The sequence below is a fragment of the Bartonella sp. AP331QHHD genome (assembly GCF_042195905.1).
Lineage (GTDB): Bacteria > Pseudomonadota > Alphaproteobacteria > Rhizobiales > Rhizobiaceae > Bartonella.
In genome coordinates this window covers 76,486-100,397 of sequence record NZ_JBHIPG010000031.1, presented here as the reverse complement: position 1 = coordinate 100,397, position 23,912 = coordinate 76,486, and the positions used below count along the sequence as shown (strand labels likewise).

Annotated in this window: 13 protein-coding genes; 10 read left to right on the top strand and 3 right to left on the bottom strand. The window is 37.5% G+C overall.

Annotation, left to right across the window (positions count from 1 at the left end; genetic code table 11):
* The first annotated feature begins 63 nt into the window (after positions 1 to 63).
* The 10 genes from ubiE (at position 64) to tsaE (ending at position 15,940) form a co-directional block, all read left to right on the top strand.
* Positions 64 to 846 carry a bifunctional demethylmenaquinone methyltransferase/2-methoxy-6-polyprenyl-1,4-benzoquinol methylase UbiE gene (ubiE, locus tag ACFIMS_RS03830; RefSeq protein WP_375612796.1) on the top strand — a complete coding sequence of 261 codons (783 nt, stop codon included), beginning with the start codon at positions 64 to 66 and terminating at the stop codon, positions 844 to 846.
* A 2-nt stretch (positions 847 to 848) separates the two neighbouring features.
* On the top strand, positions 849 to 2,435 hold the full coding sequence (gene ubiB, locus ACFIMS_RS03825; protein ID WP_375611369.1) for a 2-polyprenylphenol 6-hydroxylase: 1,587 nt from the start codon (positions 849 to 851) through the stop codon (positions 2,433 to 2,435).
* Between the two features lie 68 nt (positions 2,436 to 2,503).
* Positions 2,504 to 3,925, top strand: coding sequence for a bifunctional phosphopantothenoylcysteine decarboxylase/phosphopantothenate--cysteine ligase CoaBC (coaBC, locus tag ACFIMS_RS03820; RefSeq protein WP_375668161.1), 1,422 nt, complete (start codon positions 2,504 to 2,506; stop codon positions 3,923 to 3,925).
* Positions 3,926 to 5,813: 1,888 nt separating this feature from the next.
* On the top strand, positions 5,814 to 6,533 hold the full coding sequence (locus tag ACFIMS_RS03815) for a sulfate transporter family protein (RefSeq protein WP_375612793.1): 720 nt from the start codon (positions 5,814 to 5,816) through the stop codon (positions 6,531 to 6,533).
* 986 nt (positions 6,534 to 7,519) lie between these two features.
* Complete coding sequence (gene accD, locus ACFIMS_RS03810) at positions 7,520 to 8,440, top strand: acetyl-CoA carboxylase, carboxyltransferase subunit beta (protein ID WP_375696400.1); 921 nt, start codon at positions 7,520 to 7,522, stop codon at positions 8,438 to 8,440.
* Between the two features lie 4 nt (positions 8,441 to 8,444).
* Entirely contained in the window at positions 8,445 to 9,764 is a 1,320-nt protein-coding gene (locus tag ACFIMS_RS03805; RefSeq protein ID WP_375675477.1) for a bifunctional folylpolyglutamate synthase/dihydrofolate synthase, read from the top strand.
* A gap of 44 nt (positions 9,765 to 9,808) precedes the next feature.
* Positions 9,809 to 10,807, top strand: coding sequence for a complex I NDUFA9 subunit family protein (locus ACFIMS_RS03800; RefSeq protein ID WP_375671718.1), 999 nt, complete (start codon positions 9,809 to 9,811; stop codon positions 10,805 to 10,807).
* Positions 10,808 to 11,520: 713 nt separating this feature from the next.
* Positions 11,521 to 12,918: an adenosylhomocysteinase gene (gene ahcY, locus ACFIMS_RS03795; protein WP_375612789.1), complete on the top strand. Its 1,398-nt coding sequence runs from the start codon at positions 11,521 to 11,523 to the stop codon at positions 12,916 to 12,918.
* Positions 12,919 to 12,952: 34 nt separating this feature from the next.
* Positions 12,953 to 15,418: an ATP-binding protein gene (locus ACFIMS_RS03790; protein WP_375628512.1), complete on the top strand. Its 2,466-nt coding sequence runs from the start codon at positions 12,953 to 12,955 to the stop codon at positions 15,416 to 15,418.
* Positions 15,419 to 15,469: 51 nt separating this feature from the next.
* A complete protein-coding gene (gene tsaE, locus ACFIMS_RS03785; protein ID WP_375612787.1) occupies positions 15,470 to 15,940 on the top strand; it encodes a tRNA (adenosine(37)-N6)-threonylcarbamoyltransferase complex ATPase subunit type 1 TsaE in 471 nt (156 codons plus the stop codon).
* A gap of 680 nt (positions 15,941 to 16,620) precedes the next feature.
* Here tsaE and trxA read toward each other — a convergent pair.
* From trxA to addB, 3 genes are all read right to left on the bottom strand, one after another.
* Positions 16,621 to 16,944 carry a thioredoxin gene (gene trxA / locus ACFIMS_RS03780; RefSeq protein WP_273790200.1) on the bottom strand — a complete coding sequence of 108 codons (324 nt, stop codon included), beginning with the start codon at positions 16,942 to 16,944 and terminating at the stop codon, positions 16,621 to 16,623.
* 177 nt (positions 16,945 to 17,121) lie between these two features.
* On the bottom strand, positions 17,122 to 20,598 hold the full coding sequence (gene addA / locus ACFIMS_RS03775) for a double-strand break repair helicase AddA (protein WP_375612786.1): 3,477 nt from the start codon (positions 20,596 to 20,598) through the stop codon (positions 17,122 to 17,124).
* The gene (gene addB, locus ACFIMS_RS03770) at positions 20,595 to 23,717 is read right to left on the bottom strand and encodes a double-strand break repair protein AddB (RefSeq protein WP_375696399.1); all 3,123 of its coding nucleotides are present in this window, start codon (positions 23,715 to 23,717) and stop codon (positions 20,595 to 20,597) included. Before addB ends, addA begins: the two co-directional genes overlap by 4 nt.
* Between the last annotated feature and the right edge of the window lie 195 nt (positions 23,718 to 23,912).

Genomic DNA, 23,912 nt, shown 5'->3' with positions numbered 1-23,912 from the left:
CGTAGTTGAACATTCCCTCTCTATTTCATTTACGATAAAAGAAAAATAAGGAAGATCATATACATGGCAATTGAAACAGAACGTGTAGGAACCAAGGGTGGCATGGAGCACTCTTTTGGTTTTACAATAGTAGATGAAACACAAAAACAATCCATGGTGGATGGTGTGTTTCATTCTGTTGCTGAAAATTATGACAAGATGAATGATATCTTATCCTTAGGGCTACACCGTGTGTGGAAAAATTCCATGATTGCTTGGCTTTCCCCACCAGCACTTTCTCATTGGAAAGTTCTTGATGTCGCTGGCGGTACAGGTGATATTGCTTTTCGTATTCTTAATGCTTCACGCCAAAAAGCCCATGCTACAGTGCTTGATATTAATGGCTCAATGCTCAGCGTTGGCAAAAAACGCGCACAAAAAAATGGTCTTGCCCCTCTGATTGATTTTGTTGAAGCCAATGCAGAAAATCTACCTTTTGAAGATCAAAGCTTTGACGCTTACACGATTGCTTTTGGAATTCGCAATGTTCCTCATATTGATCAAGCTCTTAGAGAAGCTTTTCGTGTTTTAAAGCTCGGTGGACGTTTCTTATGTTTAGAATTTTCAAATGTCGAGATGCCTTGGCTCGATAAAATTTATGATCTTTGGTCTTTCCATGCTATCCCTAAGCTAGGTCAATTTATCGCAAATGATGGCGATGCTTATCGTTATTTGGTTGAATCTATCCGCAAATTTCCTAAGCAAGATGATTTTTCCCATATGATCAAGCATGCGGGGTTTTCGCGGGTATCGTACCGCAATCTCACCGGTGCGATTGCAGCGCTGCATTCAGGTTGGAAAATTTAAAAATGGTGCAAATTTCCCCTTACTTTCAATTGATGCGTGCAGGATGGGTTTTAACACGTGAAGGTGTTTTAAGTGCTCTTCCTCATGATGATCTTCAAGGATTTCCAGCGCTATGTCATCGTATAGCGAGTGCATTAGCACGACGCAAAACAAAAAAGAAACAGCGATCTGAAAATATTTCATATGCCATTAATAAGCTTGGACCCTCTTACATAAAACTTGGTCAATTTCTTGCCACAAGACCTGATATTGTTGGGCGTGATATTGCGGAAGATTTGTCACAGCTACAAGATCGTGTCCAAACATTTTCTTGCACTGCCGCTATTGCTCAAATTGAAAGTTCTCTTGGTCGCTCTATTGATGATTTATTCGTAAATTTTTATCCCCCCATTGCCGCCGCTTCTATTGCTCAAGTTCATCCAGCTGAATACAGTGATGAAACTGGCCATAAGAAAAAATGTGCTGTAAAAGTTATTCGTCCCAATATCAGAGCACGTTTTTCTAAAGATCTTAGAGGATTCTATCTCATTGCTCATTTACAAGAGCGCTATATCCCTGCCTCTCGAAGGCTTCGTCCTGTTTGTGTGGTGGATACTTTAGCACAAACAACACGACTTGAAATGGATTTACGCTTAGAAGCAGCAGCTATATCTGAAATGGCTGAAAATATTCAACATGATACAGGCTTTCGGGTTCCACGTATTGACTGGGAACGGACAGGACGTAATGTTCTTACAATGGAATGGATTGATGGTATAAGAATATCCGAAACTTCCAAACTCAAAGAAGCAGGATTTGATTTGAAGGCGCTTGCTATTACGCTTATTCAATCTTTTCTTCGTCATACACTGCGTGATGGTTTTTTTCACGCCGATATGCATCCTGGTAATTTATTTGTAGATGAAAAAGGATGTATTGTTGCTGTTGATCTAGGCATTACAGGAAGGCTTGGCAAAAAAGAAAAGCATTTCCTTGCTGAAATTCTTTACGGCTTTATTACCCGCGATTACCATCGAGTTGCACGTGCCCATTTTGAGGCCGGCTATGTTCCTTCACACCATAATATCGAAAGCTTTGCGCAAGCCAACCGCGCTATTGGCGAACCAATTCACGGACAATCAGCACAAAGCATTTCCATGGCTAAATTGCTCACTTTATTGTTTGAAGTCACTGAATTATTTGACATGCAAACGCGACCTGAACTTTTATTGCTGCAAAAAACGATGGTTGTCGTGGAAGGTGTTGCCCGCACATTAGACCCCACTTTTAATATGTGGAAAGCTTCTGAACCCATTGTCAAAGAATGGATTAGTAAAAATTTAGGACCCGTAGGCGTTGTAAAAGACTTTAGTGAAGGAGCACAAGCTCTCCTTTCGCTGGCACGCAAAACACCACAATTGGTTCAAAATTTCCAACAAATAGAAGAAGATTTCAATCAAATGAGAAAAACAGGTTTTAATCTTTCTCCTGCTACCCTCAAACAACTTGCTGTAGAACAAAGTCACAGAAACCGTTATGGTCGTTATAGTCTTTTCATCATTGCACTTTGTTGCGCTTGTCTTACTTTTTACTTTTTTCACCTTTTCTAATCTCCTTAATATGCTAAAAATATCAACAATGAAATCATTGCAATCATTTTATTTCTTGGAGGTATTTTATGGCCAGTATTACCATTCGTAACCTGTCTCCTGAAACCAAAGAAGCTTTACGCATACGCGCCGCGCAAAATGGTATTTCTATGGAAGAAGAAGTTCGACGCCTTTTAAGCAATCCCACTCCTCTCACCACACAACCCCTTCATACTAGTGCTGTTGAAGTGCAATCATTGAAATCAAAATCTCTCCTTCTTATTATTGGTGGAAGTATTGCATCCTATAAAGCCCTTGATTTGATTCGCCGTTTACAAGAACGTGGAGCACATTTAAAAGTTGTGATGACAAAAGCAGCGCAAAAGTTTATTACGCCTTTAGCCGCTGAAGCTTTAAGCGGTGGTACTGTATATACTGATTTATTTTCACGTGAAGAAGAACACGATATCGGACATATCCGATTAGCACGTGATGCTGACCTGATTATTTTAGCTCCTGCTACAGCCAACCGCATTGCAAAAATAGCCAATGGCATAGGAGATGATCTGGCTGATTGTGTCCTTTTAGCAGCACGCTGTCCACTCTTGATTGCACCCGCCATGAATCCGTCCATGTGGGTGCATCCAGCAACTATTCGTAATGTTGCACAATTGCACGCAGATGGCGTTCATATCATCGGACCAGAAATCGGAAAGATGGCTGAACGTGACGAGATTGGATATGGACGTATGAGCGAACCTTTAACTATTATCGCTGCTATAGAGAATCTTTTGAATGTGCATGAAAAACCTCTCTTTGGCCGCCATTTCATCGTTACCTCTGGCCCTACCCATGAACCAATTGATCCAGTGCGTTATATTGCTAATCGGTCTTCAGGTAAACAAGGCCATGCCATCGCAACCGCTCTTGCGCATTTGGGTGCAAAAGTAACACTTATTTGTGGACCTGTTAATCTTGCAGACCCACAAGAAGTAAAAACCATTCATGTTGAAACAGCACAACAGATGTTACAAGCCGTTCAAACCGCATTGCCTGCTGATGGTGCTATCTTTGTTGCCGCTGTTTGTGACTGGCGCAGTCAAACGCAGTCTTTACACAAAATTAAAAAGAATGCTCATAAAATACCACCATCCCTTCATATGGTTGAAAATCCTGACATTTTAGCAACGATTGGACACGCTCCAAACCGCCCCTCATTGGTCATTGGTTTTGCTGCTGAAACATGTGATATCATTGCCAATGCGCAAAAAAAATGTGTTGAAAAAGGAGCTGATTTCATTCTTGCTAATGATATTTCTCTTCAACTAGATGGTACAAGTGTCATGGGTGCTGATACAAATCAAGTTTATCTCGTAAGTAGAAAAAAAGTTGAACAATGGCCCCATATGAGTAAACAACACGTAGCGCAAAAATTAGCAAACGTGATTGTATCATTTTTTGCCCCCAAAACACCTACTCCTCATGAGGAAAATATACCCCTTTGCAAATAAGAACTCTTCAAACGCGTTGATATTAAAACACCTTATAAAATAGAACTGACAATATGTGTCTATCCATCTCAATTAGTATATAATATTTCTGGTTTATAATGATAATATCGCATTGTTCATATTAAATTAGAATCCCAGATATCATAAGATTCTCTCATTCCTAATCTCTCTCATGTTGAATCAATAAAAATCATTTTCTTGCACGTTGTAAACAAGGATAACTGTATGAATACAAAACGTTTCAGAAAGAACTAAAAGCGCTTATAATGGACCGTCTCAAGAACCAAGGGCTTGTCTCGGACAACACTGAGGATGATGGTGCCAACGTGCTCTTTTTATTAAGCGTAAAGTTAGTGATGCCCTATAAGTTTTATATTATTCACGAGAGCTTTACCCATATACCATTCACAAACGCTGTTGCGAAATGGGTGTGATGAGCCGTTGGGAAATGTTTTTTTAAAAAATCCTATCTCACCCTAGCCTTCATAAAAGCAGGATCTATTGCACCACTGTCTCGCCAGCTTATAAAAAAACAAGCTATCATTCACTTTGGCTACCATCAATTTTGACAAAGCTCTTGTAATGGATAAAATTTATAAAAAGCATTTTCTTTCTTCAATGTTTTTATCCACATATTGGTCATATTTATGATATGCAAATAAATGATTTTGATTGTTTCATGATGAGAGCAGCTAATGAGAAAATATGACAACTTTATTTTGAGCTCTTATTCGCTATGAAAAATAATGTATAAATCAATGATATTATAACATCTCAATGCAATTTTAAGCATACTTCATGCTGACGCTCATAAAGAATGTAGACAAAATTCATTGTACCACTGTCTATAAGTTTATGAAACTGAAGCCTTTATTATTTTCCTCAGTGATCGGTCTTTAAGATTAAATGTCTGTGTCCTCTCTCCAGAATACCAAGACCACAAAGACTAGAATTTTATCCATGATATCTTCACATTGTGATGTTTCATGAGAAGCATTTTTATTCCTTTATCGAAAGCTTTGTATCCATACATTGGTCTCGCCTATAATGTGTACGTAAATAATTTTTTGATGTTGAATAGAGTCTTTGAAATTAAAGAATATTTCTATATTTGGGATTTTATTCAAGTTGAAAATGATCAATTCTCTTCGATAAATTAGTGGTGTTATTATCTAAAAATTATTTGATACAGTGAACCACTTGTATGAAAAGTGCTTCAATGAATTCTTACTTCATTGCACTTATGGCTTTTAAAATTCAAAATCTCATCATTTTTAAGCATCAGTGACATCTCCCTTTCTTTGCTTCTTCTCAAAAAACTGCTCTTCTATGGGATCTGACAGTCAATCGCCTAAGCTTATTTTTTCCACTTCTATCATATTAATCATTCTGTTGCCCAAAATTAGAATATCTACGGAGCTACTACGTTACCCCTATTCCATTGAACTCAATATTTTTTTGAAAGTGAGAGGCAAAAGCATGCCGCCAAATAGTAGAAAAGTACAGAATTTTAGGAATTGTGCAAAACAATTAAACATTTAGATAAACGAAGTTAGATAACTCTACTGAATAAATAGAAATAAACAACTTTTCTCCCAAATAGTTCTTATTCCTTAATTTTTTACATATATCATATAAACGCAATAATCTACACTATGTACAAAAATACTAAAAATTTCTTCTACAACAGCTACTTTTTAAATTCTTCTTTGTTTTTAAAAATCAAAATTTCTATTTATTCAAACTTTATTTTTAACAAAGAAACCTTAACCGTTTTTTATAATGTTCTTGAAAAAAATCTTGTAATTCAAAGAAAGAAAAAATTACACTGTACATACTTTAAATATATTTCTTGTTTTTTTTGCTTCTTTCCTTAGTTTATTAATCTATGATTTTTACTGCTGCTTATCGTGCTTTACAACGTCTTCTGACCTCGCAATATCGTATTATGATACTGAAAGCATTGGGGGTTACTTTTTTCATTCTCACCATTTTATGGTTATGTGTGCACCAACTTTTTGTGTCTTACTTTTGGCCCTGGATTGCTCAATTTCTTCCTGGACTCCCTAGTTGGGCGGGATGGATTGGTTTTAGCATGCTTATCATCTTTAATCTTGGGTTGGCTCTTTTGTTGGCTTTTTTGATTGCACCCATCACAGCTATGATTGGTGGTTTTTTCATTGACTCTGCTGCTGAAATCATTGAAAAGGAGGATTACCCAAACGAGCCTATTGGACAAGCCTTGCCGTTTCAGCGTTCTCTTATCATTTCCTTTAAATTTGTTATTTTAAGCCTTCTTGGTAATGGAATTGCTTTTATTTTATTCTTCATACCAGGTATTAATTTAATTGCTTTTTATCTTATTAATGGTTATTTGCTCGGTCATGAATATTTCTTGTTTGCGGCTTACCGTTTTCGAACAGAGCAAAATGCGCGTGCTTTTTTACATACTCATTACACAACAGTTTTTGGCGCAGGATTATTGATAGCGATTTTTGTTTCGATTCCTATTATTAATCTAGCAACACCGCTTTTTGCCGCCGCCTTTATGACACATTTACACAAAATGCTTTCCCAAAAGACCATAGCACGCATTACACAAAAATAGTGTTCCTTGACTTTAAGGTTAATAAAACTTGCCAGCCAAAGAAAGCATAATATAAAATTTTATGCTTTATCTTTTATTAAAGCAATATATTGATTTATAATGATAACTTATCGTTTCACAACATGAGTGAAAAACCTAAATATTATGAGGGTTTCTCATTTTAATCCTATTCATATTGGATCAATTGAAATCGTTTGTTGAAATGTCATAAACGGAGGTGGTGTGCGGATAAAAGTACTTTCAAAAAGGCGTGAAATATCTTTATATGAATCCTCTTAATGCAAACATTATCGTCGCATTGAAAACTGAAAAAGAGTATGATGGTGCCGCTTTGTACCTTCTATTTCAGTAAAAACGGATAGCATAATGTCTTTTATACCATTCATGGAGAGTGTATATTCTTCATAAGAGAGTTTTGGAAATTATTGAAAGATATCTGTGTAAAACAAGCGCGTAAATGAGTAATATAATGGTATTTTGAGCGTATTCTATTTTAATTGTAAAAAGCGTGCGCTTTAAAGAAACCTTTTGAAAAAAATCTTGCTCTGATGTTAGCGTTTCGCTAATATAGCGTTATTGTATTCATTATCTTTAATGGATTATTTTAGCCTTGTTAGCGCCTTATACTATAAGGTTTCTTTTCTTCAAAACTGTTGATACGAATGATTAATTGGATATTCATTTTTATTAAAAAATAAGGCGTTTGTTAACCATCGCAAGGAGTAAATTTTAACACCAAAGTAAAAAATACAAACATGTAAGTTCTTAAAACTTATGAGAAATTTATTATAGGGAATACTCTTCATGATGCATATGATTGTTATAATATGGGAAAAATTAAAAATTAAAAAACAAGCTATACGTACACTGATAAAAGTATTAAATAGACTCCTTTGTTCAACCGGTAAAGCAAATGTGACTGCTTAAGTTCTATATTCTTTCAAATCATGCAAAAGATGCACAATATTTAAAGGAAGGTTATAAAGATGAACTGGATTACAAATTATGTTCGTCCTAAAATTAACTCTATATTGGGGCGCCGTGAAATTCCAGAAAATCTATGGATTAAAGATCCTACCAGTGGTGAAATGGTCTTCCATAAAGATCTGGAAGCTAATCAATTTGTAGCTCCCAATTCTGGTCATCATATGCGTATCAGTGCTAAAAATCGTCTCATGCATTTTTTTGATGATGGTGTTTATACAGCTCTTGAAAATCCAAAAGTTGTAACAGATCCTTTAAAATTTCGTGACGAAAAACGCTATATTGACCGGTTAAAAGATTATCGTTCTAAACTTGGGGTTGATGACAATATTTTAAGTGCACGTGGTACGATTGAGGGTTTGCCAATTATTGCAACTGTTCAAGATTTCGCCTTTATGGGTGGATCACTTGGTATGGCTTCAGGAGAAGCTATTATCAAAGCTTTTGATACTGCCATTGCTGAAAGGCGTCCGCTGGTTCTTTTTGCTGCTTCTGGTGGTGCACGCATGCAAGAAGGAACACTCTCGTTGATGCAAATGCCCCGTACAACAGTAGCGATTGAAATGTTGAAAGAAGCAAAGCTTCCCTATATTGTTGTGCTGACTAATCCAACCACCGGTGGTGTTACTGCTTCTTACGCCATGCTTGGTGATATTCACATTGCCGAGCCTGGCGCTATGATTGGTTTTGCTGGTCCACGTGTGATTCAACAAACTATACGCGAAACCCTACCAGAAGGTTTTCAAAGTAGTGAATATCTGCTTGAACATGGTATGATTGATATGGTTGTATCGCGTTTAGAAATGAAAACAACAATTGCGCGTATTTTACGCTTGATGATGAAACTCCCTGCTGTTTTTAACCCTTCCGATCCATCCCCAACAGACTCTCAAACATCGCTTTCTAGGACAAAAGCAGCTTAAGTTTATGCAACAAAGTCAAATACAAAGGGTGGTGGATGATTTACTAAAAAATTATCCGAAAAAATTTGATCTTTCTTTAGAGCGTATTGTTCACCTTTTAGAGCGTCTTGGTAACCCACATTTAAAACTTGCCCCTGTTATTCACATCGCTGGAACAAATGGCAAAGGATCTGCTTCAGCAATTTGCCGTGCTCTTTTGGAAAGTGCAGGATACCGCGTTCATGTTTATAGCTCACCTCATCTCGTCAACTGGAATGAACGCTGCCGGTTAGGTCAAAAAGGAGGTGGTCAACTTGTTACAGAAAACCAATTGGCTGAGACAATCCGTGAAATTATAAAAGTAAATCGTCAAGAGCCGATTACTATTTTTGAAATTTTTACAGCCGCTGCCTTTATGTTGTTTAGTATACATCCAGCTGATGTTGTCATTTTAGAAGTTGGATTGGGAGGACGTTTTGATGCTACCAATGTCGTTAACAAACCAGCTGTATCGCTTATTATGCCCATTGATTATGATCATGAGAGCTTTCTTGGAAATACAATTGCTCAAATCGCTTTTCAAAAAGGAGGGATTATCAAACCAAACGTTCCTGTAGTCATTGGGAAGCAAAATTATGAAGAAACTCTTGCTACTTTAATACCCCTTGCTAATAAAAATAAAGCATTTTATGCTCTCTTTGATCAAGATTATCAAAGTTATAAAGAACATGGACGTATGGTTTTTCAAAACAATCAAGGTCTCATGGATCTTCCCCTTCCTAACCTTATTGGAGACCACCAAGTTGCCAATGCTGGTGCATCTCTTGAAGCAGTTTATCAAGCGGGTTTTCAACTTTCAGAACAAACCATAAATGACGCTTTAAAAAATATTTATTGGCCCGCACGAATGCAGCATCTTACCCAAGGACTTTTGGTTGATCAACTATCTCCTGATATTGATTTATGGTTAGATGGTGGTCACAATCCTGCTGCAGGAAAAGTTATTGCGGCAGAACTTACACAATGGAGAAAAAAAACAGATCGCCCCATTATTATGATTGCTGGCATGCTTAATACCAAAGATGCTGTCGGTTATTTTCGTCCTTTAGCTAACCTTGTCGATAAAGTATATACGATACCGCTGCTTGACAATAATGCCAGTATCTCTCCAACAGACTTAGCTGAATCAGCCCAAAAAGTAGGAATCCCTGCTGCCCCAAAAGCGCACCTACAAGATGCTTTGCATAAAATTAAAATGGAATATAAAGAGGCTATTGTCCTTATTAGTGGTTCTCTTTATCTTGCGGGTGATATTTTGCGTGACAATAAAACACCACCGTGCTAGATAATTAACTATTTTTAAAGCTTTGAAAGATAGACTTTTTAATCATGCAACTTGATTGTGCACTTTATCAACATCCTAAACTCATTACTGTTTTTGGCGGATCCGGTTTTGTAGGACGACATGTCGTTGAAACTTTGACTAAGCGGGGATATCGCGTTCGCATCGCTGTTCGTTGTCCACAAAAAGCTTATTATATGCTCCAAATAGGAGAAGTAGGACAAACCCAAATGCTTAAAACAGATATCAAGCATCGTGCCTCTGTTGCACGCGCATTGCTTGGAGCTGATGCGGCAGTGTTTTTACCCGGTAGCTTAAAACAAGCAAATCAATCGAATTTTAAAAACACACAAATTGATGGTGTTTACAATGTTGCTGAATTAACAGCAGAAACTGGTATTCCGCTCATCTATATGTCAACACTTGTGGCTAACGAGAATGCTTCATGTCTTTATGCACGTGTTAAGTTTATGGGTGAACAAATCATTCATAACAAGCATCTTCAAGCAATTATTATCCGTCCATCCGTTATCTTTGGACCAGAGGATTGTTTCTTTAACACCTTAGCAGATTTGTCACGTTTTTTACCAATTATGCCTCTTTTTGGAGGTGGACAAAGCAAATTGCAACCCGTGTATGTTGGTGACGTTGCTGAGTTTATCGTGCGCGCTTTAGATGGACAGGTTGCTTGGGGAAAAAATTATGATCTTGGTGGTCCCCAGATTATCACCCTCCAAAATGCTCTTGAAAATATACTTAAAATCATTCGTCGTAAAAAAACAATCCTATCTATGCCTCTTTCTGTCGGTCTATTGATTGGAGGAATTTTGGGAACAATCGGTAAATTGCCTTTTGTACCAACACTCGTAACAGCCAATCAGATACGTTTTTTGCAAATGGATAACATTGTCTCTAAAGAAGCTATAGAGAATGGATATACGCTAGAAGGAGTAGGAGTTACTCCTAGAGCAATGGCAGCATTCTTGCCAAGTTATCTCTGGCGATTTCGTCCACATGGTCAATTTTCCCAAAACCTACTCGTCTAGAATAAATTCTTCCAAAACTGAGTTAATTATTTGATTTATAATTCATAGCGCGTTGTTAGCGGTTTTAGAATCAGAGTGTTCAATAGAGTGATGTTTTTGCATTTTTAATGCTCCATTTAGTATCACAAAAAATGTTTAATCGTATATCTATAGTCTTTTGATAAAAATCGTTGAAAACAGGAGAAAAGCACTTCTTATAAACTGTCTTTATCAAAGAGCAGGTTCAACATTGGAATCCTAAAGAACCGATTCTGAACTGCCTATCCATAAACATGATAATCTATGGCTTTGCATTTATATTATTTTGCTAAAAAGCTTAATAATGAGATTAAAGTAATTCTTCCTTTTTCAACAACCGCATAAGTGAGTAGAATACGAGTATACTACTTTCGATATTATCCCATAAAAATCAATATAAAAACTGTAAAGCAATGCACCATTTTTATTATTTAAAAGGTATTCCCTCTGGAGACTTTTAAAAGCTTTAAAGTTACGTGAAAAGGATAGAATTTTGTTTATATAATAAGACTTATCATGAAGATCTCTTATTCTGTCAGTAATATCACTATTCAGATCCATAAATGCATATTTTTTGCACAAATTTATGGAGATTTTAAAAGAGCTTTTTCACATAAAGAAGTCCTCTTCTTGTCTTGCATTTTTTTTTAATTTCTCCTACCGTCTTGGAAAAACTTATTTTAAAGGAATGAAGAATGGCAGCTCAAGATTTTGTTGTCAAAGATATTGCACTTGCCGCTTATGGTCGTAAAGAACTTGATATTGCTGAAACTGAAATGCCTGGTTTGATGGCTTGTCGTAAGGAGTTTTCTTCCAGCCAACCTTTGCGCGGAGCGCGTATTTCTGGCTCATTGCACATGACAATTCAGACAGCTGTTTTAATTGAAACATTAAAAGCGATTGGCGCCGATATACGATGGAGCTCTAGCAATATTTTTTCTACGCAAGACCATGCAGCAGCAGCTATCGCCGCAACAGGCATTCCTGTATTTGCCATTAAAGGTGAAACATTGGAAGAATATTGGACTTATATAGATGCAATCTTCCAATGGCCAGATGGTAATCCTTCCAATCTTATTTTAGATGATGGAGCTGACGCCACAAACTATATTTTAATGGGAAGTCGTGCAGAACAAAATAAAGATATTTTATCGCATCCCAAAACAGAAGAAGAAGAAATTTTTTTCAAACAAATACAAAAGCGTATGGATGCAACGCCAGTTTTTTTTACACGACAGCGCGCGGCAATTAAAGGTGTAAGCGAAGAAACCACAACAGGTGTAAACCGTCTTTATCAGTTACAAAAAGAAGGACTTCTACCTTTTCCTGCTATTAATGTTAATGATAGCGTCACTAAATCAAAGTTTGATAATAAATATGGATGTAAAGAATCATTGGTCGATGGTATTCGACGTGGAACAGATGTGATGATCGCTGGTAAAACTGCCATTGTCTGTGGTTATGGTGATGTAGGAAAAGGTTCAGCAGCATCTCTTTCTGGTGCTGGGGCTCGTGTTAAAATAACAGAAATTGATCCTATTTGCGCTCTTCAAGCCGCTATGGATGGCTATGAAGTTGTTAATTTGGATGATGCTGCTTCCAGTGCTGATATTATCATCACGACAACAGGCAATAAAGATGTTGTTCGTTTAGATCATATGCGACAAGTAAAGGATATGTGTATTCTTGGAAATATTGGTCATTTTGATAACGAAATCCAAGTCGCTGCCCTTAGAAATTTGCCATGGACAAATATTAAACCACAAGTTGATATGATCACCTTTCCCGATGGAAAACGCATCATTTTGCTCTCTGAAGGGCGTTTGTTAAACCTCGGGAATGCGACTGGGCATCCTTCTTTTGTCATGTCAGCCTCGTTTACTAATCAAGTTTTAGCGCAAATTGAACTTTTTACCCGTTCAGAACACTATACAAATGAAGTCACTGTTTTGCCTAAACATCTTGATGAAAAGGTTGCACGTCTACATCTGGATCGGTTAGGAATAAAATTAAGTGTTTTATCAGAAGAACAAGCCGCTTATATTGGAGTCTCACCACAAGGACCTTATAAACCAAACCATTATCGTTACTAATACGTTTCCTTGGGTTAAAAAAGGGAAAGATGCCGTGCTCAGCTTTGGTGACTATAACCCCAAAGAAAAAGCTCAAAAAGAGATCCGAATCTATACGTATATATTTTGCCTTTTTTTCTTTTTTTCTCCAACATGCGCTTTTGCTCAGTCATTGGAAGGTTATTTACCATTTTTCTTCACTTTGCCGAATGGTCCATGGCTGCTTTTAGCGCTGTGTGGAGGAATTTCTTGTGCTTCACTTCTCACGTGCCTAGCTGTTATTATGCGTGCAAAAAAAACTGCACAGAAGCCTTTGAAGATAATTCAGGCAAATTTTTCTGAAAAACTTAAATATTATGAATGGCTTCTGGAAGAAACCGAGCAATTCCTTCTTATTTGGGAAAATCCAACAACCTTACCCCGTGTCGTTGGTGCCCTTTCTGCATTGCAAAAAATAGGAATCGACCAGAAAGATTTTCAGCGTTTTGAGCTCTGGGTTGAAGAAAATTCTCTGCGAGAACTTGATTATGCATTGACTCAACTACGTTGTAAATGTCACCCTTTTGATCTTTCTATCACCACCACAAACAATGTACCGCTACAAGTTACAGGAGTCATCGCAGGAACAGTCGCTATTGCTCGTTTTCAAGATATCTCAAAACAACAGAGTGAAAATGCTCGTTTACAGAAAGATATCGCCCGCCTTCTTACTGAACTGAGAATGCAGCGTAATCTTCTTGATCTTATTCAAGAGCCCGTATGGATAAAAGATTGTGAAGGAAAAGTTTGTTTTATCAATCGCGCCTTTAGAGAAATGACAGATTTTCGTGAAGGCAGTGATGAAGTGGGGGATCTTTTCAATGAAAATACACAACGCAAAACAGATGAAATAGAAACAATTTTTCAAGAACATGTTCACACAGTTATTGATGGAGAACGACATCGTTTTCATCTCACACGTATTACAACAGCCGAAGGGATGGCAGCTTTTGCGCGTGATGACAGCGCATATGAAAATCTTGCTCATGAATTAAGTTATGTTCTTCAAAGCCATTGTGAAACACTTGACCAAATTTCAACAGCTGTAGCTATTTTTGATACAAACCAAAAATTAAAATTCTGTAATCATGCTTTTAAAATTTTATGGCCGTTGGAGACTTCCTTTTTAGAAAGTGAACCAAGCCATACATTATTTCTTGAACGTCTACGTGAAAAAGGGCTCATTGCTGAACACCCCGATTGGCGCGCATGGAAAGAAGAACTTTTTAAAGCCTATCGACAAACAGAATCGAACCAACAAATTTGGAATCTTCCAGATGGGCGTACGGTGCGTGTTATCTCGAACCCTCATCCACAAGGAGGTGTCACTTGGCTTTACGAAAACCTTACAGAAAAAATTGATCTTGAACGCCGTTATAATACACTTATTAAAATACAAGGTGAAACACTTGATAAACTTTCCGAAGGCGTGGTTGTTTTTGGTACTGATGGACGCCTTCGTTTATCGAATCCTGCCTTGTCGAAATTGTGGTCTCTTCCTTATAATTTACTGGTAGAAGGGACCCATATTACACAGTTACAAAGCCATTGTTCAGCCTTAACCTTAGGACAAGAATGGGATCAATTTACCAAATTCATTACCGGTTTTGCTGAAAAACGTGAAACATATTCAGGTCGTATAGATCTTAAAAATGATATGATTATTGACTATACTCTGGTTCCTCTTCCCGATGGACAAACAATGCTTACTTTTGTGAATGTTACAGATACTGTCCATGTTGCACGTGCTCTTCAAGAAAGAAATGAAGCATTAGAAAGTGCTGATCGTTTGCGTAATGAATTTGTCCAACATGTTTCCTATGAATTGCGTACACCTCTCACCAATATTATTGGATTTTCGGATATTTTACGTGATCAAATTTTCGGCTCTATCAATAAACGTCAACAAGAATATCTTGGGCATATTCATTCAGAATCAGGAACTCTTTTAAATATTGTTAACGATATTCTTGATCTTGCTACCCTTGATGCAGGCATTATGGAGTTGGACATAAAATCGGTTAATATTGCAGATGCTATGATACAAGCAGTAGCACGTGTAGAAGATCGCCTTAATGGACGGCATATTACGCTTTTACAACAAATTTCTCCTTCCTTAAATTCTATTTCTGCTGATGAAAAGCGCTTGCATCAAATTTTTGTGAATGTACTGAGTAATGCTATTAATTTTGCAACGGAGGCGAGTACTATTGAATTTTGCGTCGATGAACAAGATGATAACATTGTCTTTAGCGTTCACAATCAGGGCTCTGACATCCCAGAAGACGTTCTTGATCGTATTTTTAAACGTTTTTCTTCCCATTCACACCATGGTGGGCGTGCGGGAGCGGGTCTTGGCCTTTCCCTTGTAAAAAGTTTCGTTGAACTACACGGTGGACATGTTGAAATTCTTACCGGTTCTGGAAAAGGAACAACAGTTAAATGTTTTTTCCCACTCTCCAAAGGAGATACGATTTTTTAATTTTAACCTTTATGATAACAAAAATTTTTCATCCATTTCATGGAACTTTTAATGAATTTTAGTTTTTTTCTTGAAAATGAAGAGGCAACAAAGCTTTTTGCACAAAATTTAGCTCTTTCTTTAAAGCCAGGAGATCTTGTAACGCTGCAAGGAGATCTTGGAACTGGAAAATCAACCATTGCACGTACAATCATTCAAACACTTGCGAACGATAACACTATGGATGTTCCAAGCCCTACTTTTACTCTTGTGCAAAGCTATCAACTTCCAAAGTTTGAAATTATTCATGCTGATCTTTATCGCCTTTCTATGGCAGAAGAAATTGATGAATTAGGGCTTCATGAAGCTCGTGAGAAAAATATTTTACTTGTTGAATGGCCAGAAAGAAATACAGCTCTTTTAGAACTCGCCACTTTTGCACTCACCTTACACTATAAAGAACATGGGCGTCATGTAACAGTTAGATCAGCGCAACATTCCATTGAATGTTTGCAACAGTCTTTTACAATTCGTACATTTTAAAAAAACATGAACATCATCATTTTTTAATTTGATAATACCTCAGTACTACCTATGAAATCTGAGATGATAGACAACATAAAGAAGGCTTCATGGAGGCACCAACCATGGAAGATGAAACGAAATGATGACTCTTTTATATAACAATGACATAAATTGCAAAGGACAGCCGTTAATTTATAGAAATTCATCAATTTATTTTAGAGAATCTGATACCTACAATTTTGATTTTAGAGAATAGTATAAGAGAATTTTAAATTGAAGTGATAACCCTTTAGAAGAGCATTATATAACCTGTAGTGAATTGCTTGTCTCTTTCTGCTTAAAAATTGTGAGCTTCAGAAAAGTAATTTGCAAAGTTTTTGCTTAAAATCTCCCTTTATGTGTTGAAAACACTATCTATCTCAATAGTCTTATCTAAGAAGAAATACCTTTAATGAAATTATCATTCACCCAATATTTTTAACGCGCCTATAAGGAAAGAATTGCATATATTCTTCATACAAAGCAATTTTTTATAAAAAATGGCCAATTGAATCATGCATAAAAGCACGAATTCTTAAATTCATTTAAAATTTTGATTTTTATTGTCTTTTCATTATAACATAATGCAAAAAAGAATATTTTAAAAAAGTCAAAAGGAGAGACAAAATTTCTCTCCTTTATAGTAATTATACGTGGAATTAACTAAGCCCATCTTTTATCCATTCAGAAAGACGTCCTTTAGAGGTAGCGCCAACCATATTCGATGAAATATTTCCATTTTTAAACATTAATAATGTAGGGATAGAACGTACTCCGTATTGGGTAGCCAGTTCCGGATTTTCATCAATATTTACCTTAGCAATTTTAACTTGATTTTGCATTTCTATTGAAATTTCATCCAACATTGGAGCAATCACTTTGCAAGGGCCACACCATTCTGCCCAAAAATCAACCACAACAGGGGTGGAAGAAGTTAGAACTTCACTTTCGAAATTGTCCTTATCAACTTTTATACACGTCATTGATTTATCCTTTATATTCACCTTTTATAGATTGGTATAATAACAATTCATATCAAGTTATTGCAAAGATAAATTATTAAAGGACTTTTTTACACTAGGGATTGTGCGTTGTGTTTGTTTGAGCGATTTTATGAAAGTAAATAAAATGTAAAAATGCTTTGCAAGGAAAAGAGTAACTTATAAGGCAACTTCACTAAGAAATGCCTCAAGTTTTTCTGGAGGAAGTTTAAAAATTTTGGCTTCTTTACTGTAGATAAGCAGAGCCTGTATATCTTTATCGGGATGAATAGCTTGCAATAACTTTCGATAAAGAGCCATTTGCAACCAATGATGAGAAGCAATAGCAGCTTCATTTTCTGGCGGGGTTCCTGTTTTAAAATCTGCAAAGATAACGCTGTTTTGCGTGATGTAGAGACGGTCAATTTGACCAGAGATTGCTTGTTCTTTTCCACGAATTTTCACAATACCCATTAAGGAGACCTCAGCACGTGAATGCTCAGAGAAAAGGGGTTTGAGATAAACATGATCTAATATTTTCCAAATATGGCAAAGAGCATCTTCTCTTTGGCTCTCATGCCAATGAGAGGCTTTGATATTGAGATAGTTTCGAGCATAATCTCGACGTTTTTGTGGGGGACAATCGGGTAAATACTGTAACAATCGGTGAACGAGATTACCATATTCAATGGAAAAAGCTCTGTTTGTGTTCATGGCTCCTAAAACAGGTGAAGTGGTAAGCTGTTTTGGACTTGAGGACAGCTCTGTATCAGCTTCAATGGAAAGGCTCGCCACTGACGGTTTTAACGGTTTTGGTAACACTGGTTCTGCTGGTACTTTATGGGAGAAAAAGTCTGGTAGAGGTGGAAGTGTTTGGCACTCAACGGAAGAAATTTTTTGGTTTATAGAAGTAGAAGAAGGCGGTGTAATGCAATAACGCCAAGCTGCAATATCTTCCGCAGGACCTTTTATAGCTACCGCATGTGGTTCGAGAGCTCTCTTTACCAGTTGTAACCATGTATGAGATGGCGTTTTCGGACCTTTATACCCGCAAACAAACAAGCGATCTTCAGCGCGTGTCATTCCTACATAAAGAAGGCGCCTATACTCCTCTTCAGCACGCTCTTTTAAACGCAAAATTGCTTGTTTAGAAGGCATTGTATCGAATTCTGCATTAGGGCGCCAGATAAAAGCTTGTTGGTCACTCAAATATGCATTGTTCAAGGGAACTTCAAGCAAGTGAGGTGAATGCTGGGGATGCCAAATCGCACTACCGGGATCAACTAAAAATACAACAGCAGCCTCCAGTCCTTTTGCGGCGTGAACAGTCATGATGCGAATTTCTTCATGATTTTGGTCAAACTCACGTTTAATTTCTGGTTCACTGACACTTAATGTTTCCAAAAAAGCTTGTAATCCTGGTAACCCCGTTTTTTGAATCGCGAGTGTGTAGTCCATAAAAGCATCAAGCACATCATTGGCTTCCGAGCCTAAGCGCGCTAAAATTTTTTGTCGTCCCTTATCATCATTTAAGATATGACTATAGAATTCGAAGACTGGTATTTTATCCACTAAAGTACGATATTGACTCAAGCTTTCAAAAGTATCTTTAAAAGGAATATGCGACGATGCCTGTTCACAAAGGCTTTTCCAAAGGGAGCCTGTACGGTGAGCGGCAAGTTGATAAAGTTCCTCTTCGCTAAGCGCAAAGAGTGGACTTTTTAAAACACAAGCAAGAGACAAATCGTCTTGTGGTTGCAAAACAAAACGTCCGAGTGCCATTAAATCACGCACACTCATATGTTTTATAAGCTGTAAACGGTCTGCACCAGCGACGGGTATATTGCGTTGTTTAAGGGCACGAGAAAGCGCTAGGGCAAATTGATCACGCTTACGAACCAAAACCATAATATCACTAGCACGCAATAACCGCCCTTTTGCTGGAAGCATTTCTCCTTTGTGTAACCAGCCTGCAATCGTTTCAGCAACTTTTTCTGCCAAACGTACTGCTGGTATATCTAAATGATCAACAGTTACATGCCAATCATCAGGAAATTCGTCTTTTTCTTTAGAAATGGCATCCCATAAAATAACTTCACCTGGACTGTGAGTACGGATAGCTTCGTGTATGGTTTTTGTATTTTCTGCTGAAAGCCCTTTATAATTCTCTGGTGTTTCAAAGACAAGATCCACACTTTTAAGAACATCGGCTGTGGAGCGAAAAGAGTAATTCAATTGTATTTTTTCAAATTTCTGCTTTGCTTGTTGTGCTTTTTTTTGAATAATTTTGCCATTTGCAGCAAAATTTTCTGGTGCAGCGCCCTGAAAGGAATAAATAGACTGTTTTTCATCTCCAACAGCGAAAAGAGTACGTATATTGTCACGTTGACTATGACCTGTAAAAAATTCTTGCGCTAAAAGTTGAATAATTTTCCATTGATCAGGGTTCGTATCTTGTGCTTCATCAAGCAAAATATGATCAAGACCCTTATCAAGTTTATAGTGCACCCATTGGCTTGCACCTTTGCGCTGTAACAAATGGAGTGTGCGCTCAATGAGATCATCAAAGTTTAAAAAACCATTGGCTTTTTTTAAATTTGCATAAATTTTGAGATAAAGGGCACAAAGCTGAAAAGCAGCCATATTGAGGGTGGCAACTTTTGCACAGTGATATTTTTCTAAAAGAACAGAAAGCTTGCTTTGTTTATCTTTAATCAATTGTTGAATAAAAGGCCAAATTTCATCTGATTTTTTAGACGATATAAGTGCAAAATTACGAGGTTTACCTTCTGTTGTAAAATAAATATTTGAAACAATATCAATGATAGTTTCTTCATCACAAGCAGTTTCTAATTGGGGAAGTTTTTCAATGATACTCTTAGTGTTTTTATTCCCATGGGTTTCACAATGGTTAAGAGCATAAAGAGGAAGACGAGCAGTCTGTTGAATTTTTTCTAGTAATTGCTGATTTGTATCATCAGGTGCTAAATTAAACAGCGCCCGCAATTTCTCTTCTCCATTTTCAGACAGAAGAGAAGACAAAAAATCAGACAGTTTATGTTGCTTTTCAGCTGCTTCATACAGCAATTGGTTAAAAGTATGTTCACTGATAACCTTAAGCAGCTGTTTTAGAGCGGGTTGTATATCATGATGCTTTAAAAGTTGGCAGCGGGCTTCTTGTAGTAATTTCTTGCGGTTGATATCATCTATGAGTTCAAAATGTCCAGCAATATTGGCTTCTAGCATAAATTGATGCAAGAGAGATTCGCAAAATGCGTGAATAGTCTGTATTTTCAAACCACCAGGTGTTTCTAAAGCACGAGCAAAGAGTTGGCGCGCATAGGTTATTTTTGTTGCACTGATAGGTTTGTTTTCAAACTTCGATAAGATTTCTTTAAGCTGTGCATCATCGAGTTCATTCCAGCTGGAGAGTGTGCGAAAAATCCGCGATTGCATAACAGCGGCGGCGGCTCTCGTGTAAGTAAGGCATAAAATACGTGCTGGAGAAGTACCGTTTAAAAGCAAACGAATAACGCGTTCGGTTAGAACATGGGTTTTTCCAGATCCTGCATTTGCAGAAACCCATACATGTGTTTTTGGATGTGTTGCTGTTGCTTGTGCATCAAGGGCTGCTTCAGGAATAGAAAAAAGAGTCATGATTGATCTCCTTTATGAAATCCATTTGACCATTCCCATAAGCGTGCCAGATGATCATAGTCACTTTCATATTGTTTTAACATAGGGACTGCGTGTGAAAGATAGCCTTGTTGTGGATTTTGATAATACTCCATTAACGCGATAAGATGTTCCCACGCCCTTTCACCAAGATTAATAACATTTTGGTGATCTTTTTCCGCTTTTTCTGAAAGAATTAATTGAGGAGTAATCTTACCTTTTCCATTAAGAGGAATATAAAATAGTTTTGAGGGGGACAGATTTTGAAAATCTGTAAAAGCTCCTCTCATTAATAGAGCGGTTTCCAATGCTAATTGTGGAAATAATAATTCGCGAACCTGTTTTGATGAAGGGGGTGTACTCGTTTTAAAATCAAGTATTTCAACCGTTTTGTTTGGCAATATATCAATACGATCAGCACATCCTGAAAGAGTTACCCCTGTTGTACCTATGGGTATTTTTTGCGATTCCACTTCCGAATGTCGTATTCGGGGTTCTAGACTTTGTTCCCATTGCAAAATAAAGGGAGCAAGATTTTCAAATGTATTCCACCAGATTGTTTCAACATCAGCAGGCAAATTAAACTTATCAAATTCTTTACGTCCAATAGCGAGCAACACATCTAATGCATTTGCAGCATTTAGATTTTTTATTTGTGTGCAAAAATCTGCAAGAATAGCGTGATAAAGTGTTCCGCGTTCAGAAGCACCAGGGTCATGAATAAGGGCTTTAAGTGGTTTGAGCCTTAAGATTTTTTTAGCATAAATGGCATAAGGGTCATGGCGTAACGTTGTTATTTCGGTGATGGAAAAATGACGTGGACGCACTGCAATGGGTGGCACAGGACAAGGGCGTGTTGCACAAGCAGACATGTCCGTATTGTCAAGCATCTTTGCCCAATGGCGTATCTTTTCACCTCGTGCACGGATTTGTTTCCAAACTTGTTGTCCTACGACAGTTTCTAAGCGTTGTAGCCAGCGTGAAGGGAGAGAAGGAACATGATCAACTCGTAGTGCTCGGCTCATCACCACTTTATCCATTCCCATCGCCCATTGAAAATCATGCGCGGAAAGACCAATACGCTGTTCTGGTGGTTCCAGAGTTAACATCATTTTCATCGGTCGCGATAAAAAAGCATCATTTCGGGTTGATATCGGCCATGATCCTTCATTAAGACCACCAATGACCACTGTATCAACCGTTTGCAAACGCGATTCCAAAGTACCCCAGATGAATAAACGTGGATGTCCTCCAGGCGAAGGTGCGACGGAACGGGTTGCTATTATGGCAGAAAACATAGCGGGCCATTCACAAAGATGAAATGTTAATCCCGATTGATCACTGACCAATTCACGCAAAAAATTTGATAAGGCTTGTCCTGCTTCATGTTGATAAAGATGTGCAAGAGAATTATCCTCATTGCGACCAAAATTTTCAAAAACCTCAACAGTTGCTATTGCAGCCTCATTGATGGTGCATTCTTTCTCTTGTTTCATAAGAGACGTTAAAGGCTCAACAGCTTTTTTTAAAAGATGACAAAAGAGACGTGCTTCTTCACATTTCTGCTGATCAAGGGTGTTATTTTCAGAACTATTATGAAAAGATGTTTCAATCCATTTTTCAAGAAATTGATCACATTCGCAAAGATTAATACGCCCTGTATTCCCTCGAAGAACAAAAAGTTCAAAATTTTCTGCCATTTCCCGTAAACGATGACGATTTTGTTGGAGTGTTGTAAGGGGATGTTTAAGAAGAGAAAGAAAAGCAATGGGATCATCAGGTTGCAATACATTTTCTAAGATAAGTCGTAAGAGAGTTACAGGCAATGTTTGTGCAAGTGGTATTCCGCCTGAATCATTTGCTTCAATTCCAAATCGCTGTAATTCCACAGCAACACGGCGTGCTAAATTACGGTCATTTGTAATAAGGGCTGCAGTTTTTTGAGGTTCTTCAATAGCTTTGCGTAAGGTAACAGCTATAGCGAGAGCTTCTTCACGTTCATTTATAGCTTCAATAAATGACCAATCTGCACAAAGATTTTCATAATCATCACGGATAATTTGTATCCATTTATCTGTTGTAGAAGCAGGTCGGAGTGCTTCTGATAAAAGAGCCATTCGTTTTTTCTTTGTTATACTTTGTTGGCCAATTTCGCAAACATGATGACGTTGACACTCCATGAGAGTTAGAAGTTTTTTTAAATGATATTGAGGATGGCTAAAAACATTTTCTGCAGGATCAAAAAAATCACAAGCTGTTTTTTCTTTATTGCTTGTGCTTAGTGCATTCCATTGTTCTTCATCCATATGAAGATCAAGGCCAGGAAGAACAACAGCCCCTTTGGGCAGAGAAGCTATAACCTTTAAAAGATGAGAAACTGCGGGCATAGAACCTGACACACCAGCAGCAATGATAGGTTTATCAGGCTGCGTGCATCGCAAAGTCTCTGCATGCATTGTGAGTGCTTGATTACGCCATTCCGCGGGATTGCTTCGTTGCCTTTCGGTCAAGATTTGTGGCCAATTTTGCGTAACAATAGTCAGAAAGTCGAGCGTTATTTGCCACCATTCAGCGACCATATCAGGTGCAATATCTTTAAGTTTCGACCAATCTGCTCCTTCTGTTTCAATTTCGTCCATCAAATGCGCTAAATCCTGAGCAAGCCAAATTGCATCAGCACTATGAGCCGGAATAAGTACATCTTCTGTACCAAACATGGCACGCAGATGCGCAGGTAAATTTTCACGCCATGGGCGAATAAGGCGCGCTAAAAGCAGTAAGCGTTCACTTTTTCCAATGGGTGGATTCAGAGTGCTGGTATGATTTTCAACAAAAAGGAAACTGTCTTCATCGACATCTCCTAGAGCACGAATGGTTGGTAAGAAAGTTGATTGTGTATCGCTTCTTTCAACAAAGGCTAAACGTAAAGCGCGAGCAGCACGACGTGTCGGAACATAAATAAGGCTATCGGCAAGGGCAGTTTGAATGTCTCCATTGGGAGCGAAATTATCAATAAGGGTACCGGAGAGCAGTGCCTCAACAAAGTGAGGCAAAAAAGCCATTCCAGAAGATATAGAAAAGACACGTGGTTTATAAGTCATATGATCTCATATTGGGAATAACAAATTTCATCTTATTGATTATTTGCTTTATTTTGACTGTATACAATTTTCATACAAGAAAAAACTGAAAAGCTCTATTTATACAGGAGATTTTTAGCTGACATTCAAAATACTGAAATATATGACCTTGTCTTAAGCTATTGTGAAAAAATATATCAAAATTTTAAAAGACGT

What these genes read in the sequence shown, in the direction of transcription:
- coaBC (WP_375668161.1), top strand. Translation starts at nt 2,504, where the DNA reads ATGGCCAGTATTACCATTCGTAACCTGTCTCCTGAAACCAAAGAAGCT.
- addB (WP_375696399.1), bottom strand. Translation starts at nt 23,717, where the DNA reads ATGACTTATAAACCACGTGTCTTTTCTATATCTTCTGGAATGGCTTTT.
- addA (WP_375612786.1), bottom strand. Translation starts at nt 20,598, where the DNA reads ATGACTCTTTTTTCTATTCCTGAAGCAGCCCTTGATGCACAAGCAACA.
- ACFIMS_RS03815 (WP_375612793.1), top strand. Translation starts at nt 5,814, where the DNA reads ATGATTTTTACTGCTGCTTATCGTGCTTTACAACGTCTTCTGACCTCG.
- ACFIMS_RS03800 (WP_375671718.1), top strand. Translation starts at nt 9,809, where the DNA reads ATGCAACTTGATTGTGCACTTTATCAACATCCTAAACTCATTACTGTT.
- tsaE (WP_375612787.1), top strand. Translation starts at nt 15,470, where the DNA reads ATGAATTTTAGTTTTTTTCTTGAAAATGAAGAGGCAACAAAGCTTTTT.
- accD (WP_375696400.1), top strand. Translation starts at nt 7,520, where the DNA reads ATGAACTGGATTACAAATTATGTTCGTCCTAAAATTAACTCTATATTG.
- ahcY (WP_375612789.1), top strand. Translation starts at nt 11,521, where the DNA reads ATGGCAGCTCAAGATTTTGTTGTCAAAGATATTGCACTTGCCGCTTAT.
- trxA (WP_273790200.1), bottom strand. Translation starts at nt 16,944, where the DNA reads ATGACGTGTATAAAAGTTGATAAGGACAATTTCGAAAGTGAAGTTCTA.
- ACFIMS_RS03805 (WP_375675477.1), top strand. Translation starts at nt 8,445, where the DNA reads ATGCAACAAAGTCAAATACAAAGGGTGGTGGATGATTTACTAAAAAAT.
- ubiB (WP_375611369.1), top strand. Translation starts at nt 849, where the DNA reads ATGGTGCAAATTTCCCCTTACTTTCAATTGATGCGTGCAGGATGGGTT.
- ubiE (WP_375612796.1), top strand. Translation starts at nt 64, where the DNA reads ATGGCAATTGAAACAGAACGTGTAGGAACCAAGGGTGGCATGGAGCAC.